16 protein-coding genes are annotated in these 13,537 nt (G+C 68.1%); 9 read left to right on the forward strand and 7 right to left on the reverse strand.

All coding sequences use genetic code 11. The features are described from left to right. Positions 1 to 28: 28 nt before the first annotated feature. Entirely contained in the window at positions 29 to 883 is an 855-nt protein-coding gene (locus ACYVOK_RS18375; RefSeq protein ID WP_460663665.1) for an alpha/beta fold hydrolase, read from the forward strand. Between the two features lie 173 nt (positions 884 to 1,056). After that, complete coding sequence (locus ACYVOK_RS18380; protein ID WP_460663666.1) at positions 1,057 to 1,659, forward strand: TetR/AcrR family transcriptional regulator; 603 nt, start codon at positions 1,057 to 1,059, stop codon at positions 1,657 to 1,659. Between the two features lie 38 nt (positions 1,660 to 1,697). On the opposite strand, the gene ACYVOK_RS18385 is transcribed toward ACYVOK_RS18380, so the two are convergent. After that, entirely contained in the window at positions 1,698 to 3,536 is a 1,839-nt protein-coding gene (locus ACYVOK_RS18385; RefSeq protein ID WP_460663667.1) for an FAD-dependent oxidoreductase, read from the reverse strand. 146 nt (positions 3,537 to 3,682) lie between these two features. Here ACYVOK_RS18385 and ACYVOK_RS18390 point away from each other — a divergent pair, with 146 nt between their 5' ends. From ACYVOK_RS18390 to ACYVOK_RS18410, 5 genes are all read left to right on the forward strand, one after another. Further along, complete coding sequence (locus tag ACYVOK_RS18390) at positions 3,683 to 4,270, forward strand: TetR/AcrR family transcriptional regulator (RefSeq protein ID WP_460663668.1); 588 nt, start codon at positions 3,683 to 3,685, stop codon at positions 4,268 to 4,270. A gap of 96 nt (positions 4,271 to 4,366) precedes the next feature. Further along, positions 4,367 to 4,534 carry a hypothetical protein gene (locus tag ACYVOK_RS18395; RefSeq protein WP_460663669.1) on the forward strand — a complete coding sequence of 56 codons (168 nt, stop codon included), beginning with the start codon at positions 4,367 to 4,369 and terminating at the stop codon, positions 4,532 to 4,534. Further along, positions 4,534 to 5,769, forward strand: a complete 1,236-nt coding sequence (locus tag ACYVOK_RS18400; protein WP_460663670.1) for a TerC family protein — start codon at positions 4,534 to 4,536, stop codon at positions 5,767 to 5,769. Before ACYVOK_RS18395 ends, ACYVOK_RS18400 begins: the two co-directional genes overlap by 1 nt. 125 nt (positions 5,770 to 5,894) lie before the next feature. Next, positions 5,895 to 6,362 carry a universal stress protein gene (locus tag ACYVOK_RS18405; RefSeq protein ID WP_460663671.1) on the forward strand — a complete coding sequence of 156 codons (468 nt, stop codon included), beginning with the start codon at positions 5,895 to 5,897 and terminating at the stop codon, positions 6,360 to 6,362. A gap of 225 nt (positions 6,363 to 6,587) precedes the next feature. After that, positions 6,588 to 6,713, forward strand: coding sequence for a TraR/DksA family transcriptional regulator (locus ACYVOK_RS18410; protein WP_460663715.1), 126 nt, complete (start codon positions 6,588 to 6,590; stop codon positions 6,711 to 6,713). Between the two features lie 64 nt (positions 6,714 to 6,777). Here the strand turns inward: ACYVOK_RS18410 and ACYVOK_RS18415 are convergent, their stop codons facing one another. Next, on the reverse strand, positions 6,778 to 7,275 hold the full coding sequence (locus ACYVOK_RS18415) for a MarR family winged helix-turn-helix transcriptional regulator (RefSeq protein WP_460663672.1): 498 nt from the start codon (positions 7,273 to 7,275) through the stop codon (positions 6,778 to 6,780). Between the two features lie 97 nt (positions 7,276 to 7,372). On the opposite strand from ACYVOK_RS18415, the gene ACYVOK_RS18420 reads away from it, so the two are divergent. Together ACYVOK_RS18420 and ACYVOK_RS18425 are read left to right on the forward strand one after the other, a co-directional pair. Then, positions 7,373 to 7,945: an NADPH-dependent F420 reductase gene (locus tag ACYVOK_RS18420; RefSeq protein WP_460663673.1), complete on the forward strand. Its 573-nt coding sequence runs from the start codon at positions 7,373 to 7,375 to the stop codon at positions 7,943 to 7,945. 89 nt (positions 7,946 to 8,034) lie between these two features. Next, complete coding sequence (locus ACYVOK_RS18425) at positions 8,035 to 9,003, forward strand: L-threonylcarbamoyladenylate synthase (protein WP_460663674.1); 969 nt, start codon at positions 8,035 to 8,037, stop codon at positions 9,001 to 9,003. Here the strand turns inward: ACYVOK_RS18425 and ACYVOK_RS18430 are convergent. From ACYVOK_RS18430 to ACYVOK_RS18450, 5 genes are all read right to left on the reverse strand, one after another. Next, the gene (locus ACYVOK_RS18430) at positions 8,921 to 9,622 is read right to left on the reverse strand and encodes a carbonic anhydrase (protein WP_460663675.1); all 702 of its coding nucleotides are present in this window, start codon (positions 9,620 to 9,622) and stop codon (positions 8,921 to 8,923) included. The two genes, ACYVOK_RS18425 and ACYVOK_RS18430, sit on opposite strands and share 83 nt — an antisense overlap. Before the next feature lie 36 nt (positions 9,623 to 9,658). After that, a complete protein-coding gene (locus ACYVOK_RS18435; protein WP_460663676.1) occupies positions 9,659 to 10,417 on the reverse strand; it encodes an anti-sigma factor in 759 nt (252 codons plus the stop codon). A 10-nt stretch (positions 10,418 to 10,427) separates the two neighbouring features. After that, the gene (sigK, locus tag ACYVOK_RS18440) at positions 10,428 to 11,024 is read right to left on the reverse strand and encodes an ECF RNA polymerase sigma factor SigK (protein WP_460663677.1); all 597 of its coding nucleotides are present in this window, start codon (positions 11,022 to 11,024) and stop codon (positions 10,428 to 10,430) included. 112 nt (positions 11,025 to 11,136) lie between these two features. Further along, positions 11,137 to 11,799, reverse strand: coding sequence for a fasciclin domain-containing protein (locus tag ACYVOK_RS18445; protein ID WP_460663678.1), 663 nt, complete (start codon positions 11,797 to 11,799; stop codon positions 11,137 to 11,139). A 65-nt stretch (positions 11,800 to 11,864) separates the two neighbouring features. Then, positions 11,865 to 13,421, reverse strand: a complete 1,557-nt coding sequence (locus ACYVOK_RS18450) for a molybdopterin-dependent oxidoreductase (protein ID WP_460663679.1) — start codon at positions 13,419 to 13,421, stop codon at positions 11,865 to 11,867. Between the last annotated feature and the right edge of the window lie 116 nt (positions 13,422 to 13,537).

Here is a 13,537-nt window from a genome sequence, read left to right on the forward strand (position 1 = left end):
CGCACGCACCAGAAACCAGGAGAACATCATGAGCGCGAACACAGACGCACAGGACGAAGTCATCACCGCCTACAAGGACGCGCCCGCCCGCACCGTCCACGCCGACGGCGTCACCTACGCATACCGCGAGCTGGGACCGAAGAGCGGGATCCCCGTCGTGTTCTTCGTCCACCTCGCCGCGAACCTCGACAACTGGGACCCCCGCATCGTCGATCCCATCGCGAAGGGCCGTCACGTCATCGCCTTCGATCAGCGCGGTGTCGGGGCGTCCACCGGCCAGGTGCCGGACAGTATCGAGGCGATGGCCGACGACGCCTACACGTTCATCACGGCGCTCGGGTTCGACAAGATCGACGTGTTCACCTTCTCCCTCGGTGGCATGGTCGCGCAGGCCCTCGTGGTGAAGCACCCCGAGCTCGTCCTCACCGGCACCGGGCCGAAGGGCGGCAAGGACATCGACAAGGTCGCCCGTACCACGTATTGGGACATACTGCGCGCCACCCTGACCCGGTCCGACCCCAAGGAGTTCCTGTTCTTCAACCGGAACGCCACCGGCAAGCCCGCCGCGCGCGCGTTCGTCGACCGGCTCGAGGAGCGCACCGCCGACCGCGACGCACCGATCGGGGTCAAGGCGTTCCGGGCGCAGCTGAGGGCGATCAAGAAGTGGGGCCGCTCCGCCCCCGACGACCTGTCGATGATCACCCAGCCCACCTTGATCGCCAACGGCGACAACGACCGCATGGTGCCCTCGATCCTCTCCGAGGACCTGCACCGACGCCTCAAGCACAGTGAGCTGATCATCTACCCCGACTCCGGCCACGGCGGCATCTTCCAGTTCCACGAGAAGTTCGCCCCCGTCGCGGTGGAGTTCCTCGCCCGCTGACAACTTGGAATCGCACGTCCTGACCAGGAAGCTCCGCCGCGGAGGTGGGGTCGGCGCTGGTGCTCTCTTCGTGGCTCCGCGACACGAGGGCCCTCTCGTCGCCATGGAAGAATGAACGCCGGCACATTCAAGCCTGCACATCAGGAGCCCACAGAGCAAGAAGGACGGCACCCATGCCACTCGACTCCCGACCAGTCGGACGGCGTGAGCGGAACAAGCAACAGAAGCTCGACCGCATCACTGCCGCCGCCCGTGAGCTCTTCGCCGAGCGCGGCGTCGACGAGGTCACCACCCAGGAGATCGCCGACAAGGCCGACATCGGTGCGGGCACGCTGTTCCTCTACGCCAAGACCAAGGGCGAACTTCTCCTGCTCGTGCAGAACTCCGCCTACGCCGATGCGCTCACACACGGCAGGTCGGCGGCCGAGAGCGTCCCCGACGTGCTCGACGCCGTGATGGCGATCGTCCGCCCGGTCGTGGAATGCAACCGCAAACAAGTCGACAACGGGCGGACCTACCTGCGGGAAATCGTCTTCGGCGACCCCGAGGAGCCCCACCACCGCGACGCGCTCATGCTGACCGTGCAGACCGAAAAGGCGATCGCCGACGTACTACGTCGAGACGAGCGCATCAGCGCCGGCGACGCGGCAACGCTCGCGCACATCGTCTCCGCGATCATGTTCGTCAGCATGGCGGCGACAATCAACATCGCCAACCCCGTGGACGACATCGTCCAGGAGATCAGAAACCAGGTCCGCGTTCTACTGCCGGGGTGACGCCGACCGTCTCGACGGTCGGCGTGACCAACGGGGGCTCAAGCGACATCCTGCCGCCGCGCTGCCTCCCGTCCCGCCAGGTAGCCGAACACCAGCCCCAGCGAGATCGTCCCTCCGGCACCTCCGTAGAACCCCTTCGTGGGTGCACCTCCTGCGTTGCCGGCGGCGTACAGGCCCGGAATGACCTTGCCCTGGGTGTTCAGCGCGCGCCCGAGTGAGTCGGTCCTCGGACCACCCACGGTGCCGAGCGCGCTGGCCTCGACCTCGAGCGCGTAGTACGGCGCGGTGTCGACCGGCCCCAGCACGCTCGACTTCGGGCTCTTCAGCACGGGCCGGATGATCTTCGCAAGGGGTCCGACCACGATGGAACGCACGCGTTCGGGATCGTCCTTCCTCGCCACCCGTCCCGCGAGCTTGCTCACAACCGGTCCGATTGCCGCGGCGATGCCCATCCGGACCTTCGCGGTGGCAGCGGGGAACCGTGCGTCGGGTGAGTACTTGCCCAGCCGGGGATAGAAGGCGCCGAAGTAACGGTCGAACACCGTGTCACCGCGGTTGAACTGCGGGTCGCGAGCGCGTGCGGCCTCGGGGTTGAACCGGTCGACGGTGCGCAGCAGCCCCGCCTCATCGACTCCGATCTTGGCCGCCAGTTCGGACAGGGTGTCGGCGCGGTGGAGATAGTCGGGCACCTCTCCGCCCGGTGGGATGCCGAAGATCCCGAACTTCGTCCAGTAGTCGTGGTCGAAGATCAGCCAGGCCGTGGCATTCGGCATGGTGCCGGTCTCCGGGTCGACCTCTCGCATGATCTTGCCGAGTTGGTCGTACGGGAGGGCCTCGTTCGCGAAGCGCTCACCCTTGCTGTTCACGATGATGCTGTGCGGTAGCGCACGCTCACCGAGGAAGACCCGACTGAGGGGGCGCCCCTCGAGTTGCTCACCGGGCAATTGCACCCCGGGCATCCACCAAGCGTCCTCCATGCCGGTCAGATCAGCGCCTACCTCCTTGGCCAACTGCACCGCGATGCCGTTATGGCCCTCGGGCGAAACCTGCACGCCGAAGGGTGCGCCGAGAAAGGTGGTGGTGACTTCCGCCGAGCTCTCGAATCCGCCGCTGGCCAGCAGGACTCCCTTCGTGGCACGCACGGTGTGGTCGACGCCATCAGCCCGGACGACGACGCCTTGCACTCCCGACTCGTCCGTGACGAGCCGGACCGCGGGCGCCTCGACGCGTACGTCGACGCCGTTGCGCAGGCCGGCCTCGAGCAACGCCCCGACCAATGCCGGGCCGGCGAGCCAGACGTCATCGATGCCGATCCCACCCAGCAACCAGAACGGCAGCGGATTCTTGGCCATGCCGGTCGTCAGGGCCGGCCGCACGTACTTGGCGGCCTCGCCCAATCCCTCGGGGGAGTACGGGCCGGGAAAGAGCGCACGGCCGACCGACGCGCCGTCGATGTCGGAACGGTAGTCCGGCCAGATCGTCGGGATCCACCCGAAGGAAGTGTGCTCTTCGATGAACCGGGCGACACGAGGCCCGGTGTGCAGGAACTGCTCGACCAGGTCGTGGTCGAGAATCTTGTCCCGACCTTCGCCGTAGATGTAGCGCCGGGCCTGGTCCAGGTCGTCGCTCACCTTCAGAGCCCTGGTCGAGAAGCCGTGGTTGGGGATCCAAGCTGCACCCGCAGAGATCCCGGTGGCGCCACCGACGATCTCCCGGGACTCCGTGACAAGGACGCGCGCACCCTCCTTCGCGGCGGTCAGTGCCGCCATCAGCCCGGCCCCGCCTGAGCCGACGATTGCCACGTCCACCTCGTCGGGGATGCCGCGCTCTGCCACGCTCCCGATGGAGCCGCGATGCTGAGTCGAACTGCTGACCATGATGTCCTCCTACGATCCGTTTCGGTCCGGCCCTCCCCTCGAGAAGGGACCAGCTGCCTGACCTCGGGCGTCGCCGCTCCGAGACTTTTCGCTACGCATGCTGTAGCGTAAATGGATGGCGATCTATTCCCGGGCAGACTGACCCCATGTCCCACAGCACCACCGGTCGCGGCCGGCCGCGGCTCGAGTCGACCGACCAGCGCATCATTCAGTCGGCGCTCGAGCTGCTGCGCGAGAAGGGTCCGGCGGCGGTGAACATCGATTCGGTCGCGGCCCGATCCGGCGTGGCCCGTACGACGATCTACCGCCGCTATCGCAGCCGGGACCAGCTGATGAGCACGATCCTCGAGCGCCTCATCGATCCGGCGCCCCCGGCGCCGGATCTGCCGGTCCGCGAGAAGCTGCGATGGGTTCTCGACAGGATCGGCGACATCCTGGAGAACCGGCTCGGCCCCGGTGCCACCGCCGCCATCATCGCCAACAGCGATCCCGCGTTCGCCACCGCCGTACGCGCCCGACTGGCCACCCGGTTGAGCGCCCTCGCCGACCTGATGAACCTGGACATCAAGACGGGCAGACTCCACGCGAACGTCGATCCCGACACGGTGCTCGGCCTATTGGTCGGCGCCTACCTCGCCGAGGTCCTCAGATTCGGCAGCCCACGCAAGGGATGGACCGACCGCGCCCTCGAGTTCCTGACTCCCGCAGTGACACCACCGCAACCCCCGCGCTGACGCAGGCGCTCCAGCTGGGAATAGATCCGCACGTAATTACGCTACAGAGACTGTAGCGATAAATCGAGGCGTCTTGGCGCAGATGAGGAGGAAGCGATGAGTACGGCGACGTTCGACGTGATCGACATGGCACTGCTGGCCGTGATCGGGGTGGCCACGCCCCTGATCTGCTTCGGAGGCATCGGGTTGGCCTACCGGGCGGAGCAACGTGCTTCAGCCAAGAAGGCGCCCGGCGTGCAGCGGACCAAGGACGAGCCGCTGTGATGGACGTGCCGGGGTGGGTGTGGAGTCTGACGGTCCTGGGGATCGTCGGCCTGCTGGTCTTCGACTTCTTCTTCCATGTCCGTAAGGCCCACGTCCCGACGTTGCGAGAAGCCGCCGTCTGGTCATCGGTGTACGTGGGACTGGCGCTCGCGTTCGGCGTCGGCGTCCTGATCTTCGGAGGGCCCGAGCTGGGCGCGGAGTACTTCGCCGGCTACGTGACCGAGAAGGCGCTGTCGGTCGACAACCTGTTCGTGTTCCTGGTCATCTTCACCAGCTTCCGGGTTCCCCGCGAGGACCAGCAGAAGGCGCTGCTGTTCGGGATCACCTTCTCGCTGGTCGCGCGCACCGGGCTGGTGTTCCTCGGCTCCGCGGCGATCAACGCGTTCTCGTGGGTGTTCTACGCCTTCGGGCTGATCCTGCTGATCACCGCCGGCAACATGCTGAAACCACGAGGCGGCGAGGACGAGACGGCCGACAACATCATGGTGCGGGCCGCCAAGCGGCTCATTCACACCACCGACCGGTACGACGGCGACAAACTGTTCACCATCCAGAACGGCAAACGGGCGATGACGCCGATGCTGCTCGTTATGGTCGCGATCGCCGGCACGGACCTGTTGTTCGCGCTGGACTCGATCCCGGCGATCTTCGGCCTGACCCAGAACGTGTACCTCGTGGTCACCGCGATCGCGTTCTCGCTCCTCGGCCTGCGCCAGCTGTACTTCCTGATCGACGGTCTGCTGGACCGTCTGATCTACCTGGCCTACGGCCTGGCGGCCATCTTGGGTTTCATCGGCGTCAAGCTGATCCTGCACGCCCTGCACGAGAACAACCTGCCGTTCGTGAACAACGGCGAACCGGTCGACGTCGTCGAGATCAGCACCGGGCTGTCGTTGACCGTGATCCTTGGTGTCCTGGTCGTGACTGTCGTCGCCTCGCTGGTCAGCCCCAAAGGCAAGGCACAGACCGCGATCGCGAACGCTCGCCGGCACGCGGCGGCCTACCTGGACTCGGAGTACACCGCCGACGCGGCCGAACGCGAACGGATCTACCGGCGCCTGCTGGACGAGCGTGATCAGATCATCCGGCTCGGTCCGCAGTACCGGCTGATGGCCCGGAGCGAGCAGGACCTGATGAACCTCGTCGACCGCGCCCGCGCCAGCCACGCCGCGGCCGTCGTACGCGGCGAAGCAGCCGCCGACACATGGCCGCCGCCACCCGCACCCACCACCTGACGGGCCTGAAGCCCTTTCATGCGCGCCGGCGACCGGCATCGAATGCCGCGCCCGCGCCGTGGCCACGAACGGCTGAAACCACACCCGCCTGACAGCGCGAAGGATCATCATCGGAGGAGAAAAGAATGGAGAAGATCGTCGTCGGCATCGACGGCAGCCAGACCGCACAGCAAGCACTCCAGTGGGCAGTGACCGAGGCCAGGCTGCGCGGTGCACGACTCGTCGTCGTCCACACGTGGCAGCAACCCACAGCAGCCCTGATGTCGCCGTACGCCCCACTCTTGGCCGACCCCGCCACGCTCGCGCAGGCGGCACGACAAACGCTGACCGACAGCCTGGCGGCAGCAGACCTCTCAGAGCTCGCATGCGAGCCCGAACAACTGCTCGTCGAGGGTCCCGCTGCACCGGCTTTGGTCAGCGCCGCACGGGACAGCTCCCTGCTCGTCGTCGGCTCGCGCGGACGCGGCGGCTTCGCCGGGCTGCTGCTCGGGTCCGTCAGCCGGCAGGTAGCCCACGACGCCGCCGTCCCGGTCGTCATCATCCCGGCGTCCGCCACGACGGTGGAGGAACACAGCAGCGAGCGGAACGGCTGACGGATGGTTGGCCCAGACACGCGACCGTTACCTGCCCACGAGTTGGCCGGCCTAAGAATCAGGCTGCAGGAACACTGGGCCTTCCGTCAGAACCAACTGCTCGACCTCGCGTCAAGATCAGCCCGCCCAGGGGATCGCTGCACCATAGGGCGGATCGAGGTTCACTTCCGGCTCAGCGCTGCCGCAACGAAGGTGCTCGGCGACATCGAGACAGCACTGATGCGGATGGACACCGGGCAGTACGGCACGTGCCGGCGGTGCGGTACGGCCATCAGCCTTCAGCGCCTGCGAATCGTCCCGCACGCTCCCTGCTGTGCCCGCTGTCACCGTGCCGAGGAAGTCGGAGCCTGACAACCGTGAGGCGACCCGCCGGTGCCGCGATTCTGCCGACCGGTCGACGGAGCGTCGTACGACGTCATCGATCCGGGTCGTAGCGCTGGTAGAGCGCGGCCATGGAACCGCCGGGGTCCAGGGTCCTCAGGATCGAGTCGGTTATCGCGGTCAACTGGGTGACCTGCTCAGGGGTCAACGCGTCGATCACGTGCTGTCTGACGGTGGCGACGTGACCCGGCGCTGTCTCCCGCACCTTGTCCCAGCCGTCCGGAGTCAGTCTGGCGTTCGTGGCGCGGGCATCCTCCGGACACGGGAAGCGCTCGACCAGACCGCGGTCCTCGAGCCTTCTGACGACGTGCGACAGCCGGGGGAGGGTGGCGTTCGTCTGGAGCGCCAGGGCGGTCATTCGCAGGGTGTGGTCCGGAGCTTCCGACAGCATGGCGAGGACGTAGTACTCGAAGTGCGTCAGTCCGGCGTCCCGCCGAAGTTGCGCATCGAGGACTCCGGGCAGCAGTTCGAGTACGGCGGCCAGCCGCACCCAAGCACTCAGTTGAGTCTTGTCCAGCCATCCTCCGGTCATGAGGACCATTCTTGCAGCGATTGGTTGTCGCTACAACTTTTCGGTGCTACAGTGTTAGTTGTAGCGACAACTATTCAGCGTTCATCAAGGAGAGGTCATGACACACGTCAGCATCATCGGCACCGGAAACATGGGACAGGCGATCGCAAGCGTCGTCTCCAAGGGCGGCAACACGGTCGAGCTCTTCGGCTCCGCCGACAAGGATCAGCGGATCACCGGTGAGATCGTCGTCCTGGCCGTGCCGTACCCGGCCGTGGCGCAGGTCATCGCCGAGCGCGGTGACCAGCTCGCCGGCAAGATCGTGGTCGACATCACCAACCCGCTGAACTTCGAGACCTTCGACTCCCTCGTCGTTCCTGCCGACAGTTCGGCGGCCGCCGAGATCGCTGCGGCGCTGCCGCAGTCGCGGGTTCTCAAGGCCTTCAACACCAACTTCGCCGCCACCTTGGCCTCGACTGCCGTCGGTGACGTTCCGACCACAGTGTCCATCGCCGGTGACGACGCCGAGGCGAAGGCGTTGCTGGCCGGTGTGGTCTCCGCGGGCGGCCTGCGCGCAGTCGATGCGGGTCCCCTCAGCCGCGCTCGTGAACTCGAGGCGCTCGGTTTCCTCCAGCTCACCCTCGCGGTCGGCGAGAAGATCTCCTGGACCGGCGGCTTCGCCCTCGTCTGACAGATCCGCGCGCCGCGGGCCATCGGTGTAGGTCCAGCTGCGCTGGACGCGACCACGGACGGTGAGGTGAGCAGTGGGAAGATTGCGACGTGACCGAGAGAACCGATGACATCGCGAAGGCCGCTGGTGTGCTGCGGGCGGGAGGCCTGGTCGCTTTCCCCACCGAGACTGTCTATGGTCTGGGTGCCAACGCCGAAGACTCGGCCGCCGTGGCGAGAGTCTTCCAGGCCAAAGGCCGCCCGCCCACACACCCTCTGATCGTCCACCTCGGTGGCGCGGAGCAGTTGGGTGACTGGGTGGACGACGTACCAGCGACGGCGCGCCTGTTGGCCGAACAGTTCTGGCCGGGGCCGCTCACGCTGGTCCTGCGGCGCGGTCGCCGGGTTCCCCTGGAAGCGACCGGTGGGCTGGAGACGGTGGCGGTGCGGGTGCCCGACCACCCGGTCGCGCTCGCGCTGCTCTCGGCCTTCGGCGGTGGCGTCGCGGCTCCGTCCGCCAACCGCTTCGGCTCGGTGAGTCCCACAACGGCCGAGCACGTCCGTGCGGAGCTCGGTGACGCCGTCGACTTCGTGCTGGACGGCGGCCCCTGCCAGGTTGGCGTCGAGTCGACCATCGTGGACGCCACGGGTGAGAAGCCGAGCGTACTGCGGCCCGGTGGGGTGACACGCGAGGACCTCGAAGGCGTGTTGGGCTACCGCCTCACGGTCCCCTCGACGAGCCGCATTCGGGTGCCGGGCCAGCACCCGTCCCACTACGCACCGCGGGCGCGGGTCGTCCTCGTCGACCCGGAAAAGGTCGTCGCTGAGGCTGAGCTCGCGCAGGAACTGGGCCACAAGGTGGGCGTGTTCCTTCCGCCGTCGTTGGCCGACGATCCGGTGAAGGCGCATGCCGTGGTGGCGGTCCCCGGTTCGATGGACGCCTACGCGCGCGAGCTGTACGGCTTTCTCCGCGAACTCGACGAGCGCGGGTGCGACCTCATCGTCGCGTCACTGCCTCCCGAGCAGGGGCTGGGACTCGCGATCGCGAACCGTCTCCGCCGCGCCGCGGGGCCGCGCTGACATCGAGGCCGCGCGCGGCCACGACCTGGGCGCTGCCGTCGGCGAGCCGGTAGCACAGGCCGACGACCGCGGCCTGGCCGGCGTCGACCCGCTCGGCGAGCACTCGAGAGCGGTCCAGGAGCAGGTCGACTGTGTGCTTGATGTGCTCGGCCAGGATCTCGTCGGGTTCGACGCGACCTGCGGCACGCGCGGCAAGCACGCTCGGCGTGACCCGCTCGACAACGTCCCGGACGTAGCCGGCCGGCGCCATCCCGTTCTCCAGGGCGGCGCTCGCGGCGGCCACCGCGCCGCAGGAGTCGTGGCCGAGGACCACGACCAGCGGGGAGCCCAGGACTTCCACGCCGTACTCGATGCTGCCCACCACCTCCGGCCCCGTCACGTGACCCGCGGTCCGCACCACGAACAGGTCACCCAGGCCACGATCGAAGATGATCTCCGCGGCCAGCCGGGAGTCCGAGCACCCGAACAGCACTGCGAAGGGCCGCTGGGCCGGTGCGATCTCGGCCCGGCGCGTCGCGTCCTGGTTCGGATGCTCCGGCGCACCGGCCACAAAGCGGTCATTACCGGCGAGCAACAACTCGAAGGCTTCCTGCGGGGTCGGGGACTTGATCTCGGCCATGGCCGCAGCCTAGCCAAAGCCGTCCCGTCCGCCGGATCAGGTCATGGCTATGAGCGCCGCGGCAGGCAGGGTGGGTTCGGAGGACCCGCCGGCGGGTTCGACGGTGACGCCGAACAGGATCTTGTCCTGCAGTTCTTGCCCGGCCAGGGTGGTGACGGTGTCGTCTGCGCCGGCAGTGGCGAGGCCGACCGAGTGGGCGACCTGGTTGCGGTCGATCAACCACAGCTGGTAGGCGCGGTCGGCCGGCAGCCGGTGAAGGTCGCGCAGGACGACGACGGCGGTGTCGGTACGACGCGACATGACCACGATGGCCTGTCCGCCGCCGGAGATGTTGCCGCGAAGGGTGCGGGCGTCGGGCTGGGCGAGGACGGTCGCGAGAGCGTCGTTCTGGCGGTCGGCTTGTTGCCGTTCGCCGTACTGATCGACGGCAATGCCGGCGGAGACGGCGGCCGCAACGCCGGCGGCGGCGAGGCCGAGAACGAGGCGTCTGCTGACGGTTCTGCGCCGGCGGGCCTGCCGCGCGGCGTCGATGTCGTCGTGGGGGAGCGGGGCGGGCACCAGTGGGGGCAGTTGGCGGGTGTCGGCTGCAGCGGCGAGGACACGGTCGCGCAGGCCGGACGGTGGGGGCGTGGAGACGGCCGCGCCGAGGCGAGTCGCGACCGCCTGGAGCTCCGCGACCTCACGGGTGCAGTCTTGGCAGTCGGCCAGATGAACCTCGAAGGCGGCGCGTTCGTCGTCGGGGAGCGCGTTGAGGACGTACGGCCCGGTCAGGGCGTGGACGTCAGGAGTGGGCATGCTGATCACCTCACTGTACGCCGAGGCAGTCGCGGAGCCGGGTCAGTCCGTCGCGCATCCTGGCTTTGATCGTCGAAAGGCTGGCGCCGAGCAGTTCGGAGACTTCCCGGTAGGAGTAGCCGCCGTAGTACGCCGTCGTCACGGCCTCACGTTGCAGGTCGGTGAGCGCGCGCAAACAGTGCCGGACCTGTTCTGCCTCGAGGTTGCCGATGACCGATTCGGTGACCGAGTCGTAGTCGGTGACGCTCGAGGCTGCGGCGGCCCGCTCCTCACGAGTCGCGCCGGCTTGTTCGGAGCGGACGCGGTCGACGGCGCGACGGTGCGCCATGGTGAGGACCCAGGCGAGCACCGTTCCGCGCGCGGGTTCGTAGCGGGTGGCGGTGCGCCAGAGCTCGACGAGGACCTCCTGGGTCACTTCTTCGGACTGGGCGGGATCACGCAACACCCGCCGGACGAGGCCGTAGATCCGCGGCGCGAGATGGTCGTACAACCGAGCGAACGCGTCGCTGTCACCGCGGGCAACCTGCGCCATCAGCGTCTCCACGGTGTCACCGCCGATGCGGCGTGGCACCGCGCGGAACGGCGGCTGCTGCGGGTCGCGGTTCACTCCCGCTCCTTTTCACGTGCTCCAGTGTCGCAAGGTGGCTGAGTCGGCTCTTCGTGGTGGGCGGCCCGGTCGCTGCCACCCACCGCTGCGATGTGGGTGCCGGCTGATGTGGTCAGGCCGCCGGCGGCATCAAGACGCTGTCGATCAGGTAGACCGTGGCGTTCGCGGTCTTCACGCCACCGCAGATGACGCTGGCGTTGTTGACCTTCAGATTGTCGCCGGAGCCGGCGACGGTGACTTCCTGCTTCTCGACCGTCGGGTGCTTGCCGACCACCGCGGACGGATCGAGCTGACCCGGCACGACGTGGTAGGTGAGGATCTTGGTGAGCAGCGCGTCGTCGGTCTTGAGGGTGTTGAGCGTGGCGGCAGGGATCTTCGCGAACGCGGTGTCGACCGGGGCGAAGACGGTGAACTCGCCGCCGTTGAGAGTGGAGACCAGGTCGACCTTCGGGTTCAGCTTGCCGGAGACCGCGGCCACCAGGGTCTTGAGCAGCGGGTTACCGGAGGCCGCCGTGGCCAGCGGCGCGGCCGCCATACTGTCGATGGACCCGGCGCCGGTGGCGTTCGCCTGCGCGTAGCCGGCGCATCCCGGGCCGACCAGGCCCGCCATCGCATCGGGGGTCGAAGCCGACGCGCTCGGGGTCTGCGATGTGGTGCCGGTCGACGGCGAGGACGAGCCGGAGCCGGCGCTGTCGTCATTATTGCCGCAGGCAACCGTGACGAACAGCAGCGAGACGGCCGATGCTGCCACAGCAGCGCTTTTCAGGGTGTTCATGGGATGGGTTGCTCCTTTGGATGGGATCGTTCGGTTGCTGCGGCCTTCGACAACACGGTGGCCGGTCACTCGGCCGTCACCACCGTGTTGTGGAGGCCGCTCGATCCGTTCGGCCGCGGTGCGGCGCGATCGGTCGTCTGCACCTGTCCGGAGCCGTCGGTGGCCCGGACGGTGAGCTTGTGGTTGCCAGGGGTGGCGATCCAGCGGAACGACCACTGCCGCCAGGTGTCGATGGTGTCCTCGGCGGCGAGCGTCGCTTCCTGCCATGGCCCGTCGTCGACCTGGACCTCGACCTTGGCGACGCCGCGGCGCTGGGCCCAGGCGACGCCGGCGGCGACCGCGGGACCTGCCTTGATGGTCGCGAAACCTTTCGGTACGTCGATCCTGGAGGCGGTCTTGATCGGGGCCTCCACAGCCCAGCCGCGGTCGGTCCAGTACGCGCTGAAGTCCTCGAACCGGGTGACTTCGAAGTCGACGATCCACTTCGTCGCCGACACGTAGCCGTACAGGCCGGGGACGACCATCCGGACCGGGAAGCCGTGGTCGAACGGCAACGGTTCGCCGTTCATCGCGATGGCGAAGATGGCGTCGCGGCCGTCGTCGAGCGCGCTGAGCGGGGTACCGATGGTGAGGCCGTCGATACTGGTCGACTTCACGGCGTCCGCGCCCGGCCGTACGCCGACCTCGTCGAGGATGTCCCCGATCGGGACGCCGATCCACCGTGCGTTGCCGACGTACGGGCCGCCGACCTCGTTGGACACGCAGGTCAAGGTGATGTCCCGCTCGATCAGCCGCCGGTTCACCAGGTCGCCGAGCGACAGCCGAAGCTCCCTGTCCACCATCCCGTGGATGCGCAGTTCCCAGTCGTCCGGGTCGATCCGCGGAACCTGGAGCAATGTGTCGACCCGGTAGAACTTCGGGTTCGGCGTGACGAATCGGGACACGCCCGGCACATCGACACTGACTCCGGCCCGCAATGGTCCGGCAGGGTCGCTGGGGCGGGGGACACGAAACTTTGTCCGGGCAGCCTCTCCGGTGCCGGTGGATATCACCGTCGAGATCGCCGCGCTGCCGGCACTCGCGGCGGCCAGGGCAGCCGCGGTCACCAGGAAGCGCCGCCGGTCGAATCCGGCGGGCTGCGCGGCCGGCGGCGGTGTACCGCTGCGGCGGTGGAGGGAACGAAGGACGAGGTCCATGGCGACGATCGCGGCGGCAAACGTCACGAGGGCGGGCAGCAGCCTGATCGCTGGGCTGGTCGTCGCGGAGCGGCTGACGGTCGCGAAAAAGATGCCGACGGCCCCTAACAGTGCGGTGACAGCGATCGCCGTACGGCGCGGACGGGGTCCGGGCTTGCTGCCGATCAGCCCGGCCAGTGCGGCAGCCAGGCCGAGCGTGACGCAGATCCCCACACGCAGCAGCGGACGATCCGCAGTACCGAGTTCCCGAACGGCCCAGTCCTTGATGGGTCCGGGTGTCCGGTCGATGACCTGTACGCCGACCGCGTCGACCGGCCACAGCCCCCCGGACAAATCTGCAGTCAAGTAGCCGAGGCCAAGGGCGGCTGCTGCGGCGGTCACGCCCCCGATTGCCCCGGCGGCGCGGCGAGCTGCGATCTCGGTCATGCCAGTACTTCGGCGCCGTACAAGCCCCGGATAGGTGTCGGACGTCACCGTTTCATCACGACACTCGGCTACGGCTCGGCTGAGCAGCCATCACACCTGCAGTTGTGGCGGACACC

This window comes from Kribbella swartbergensis (genome assembly GCF_054784135.1).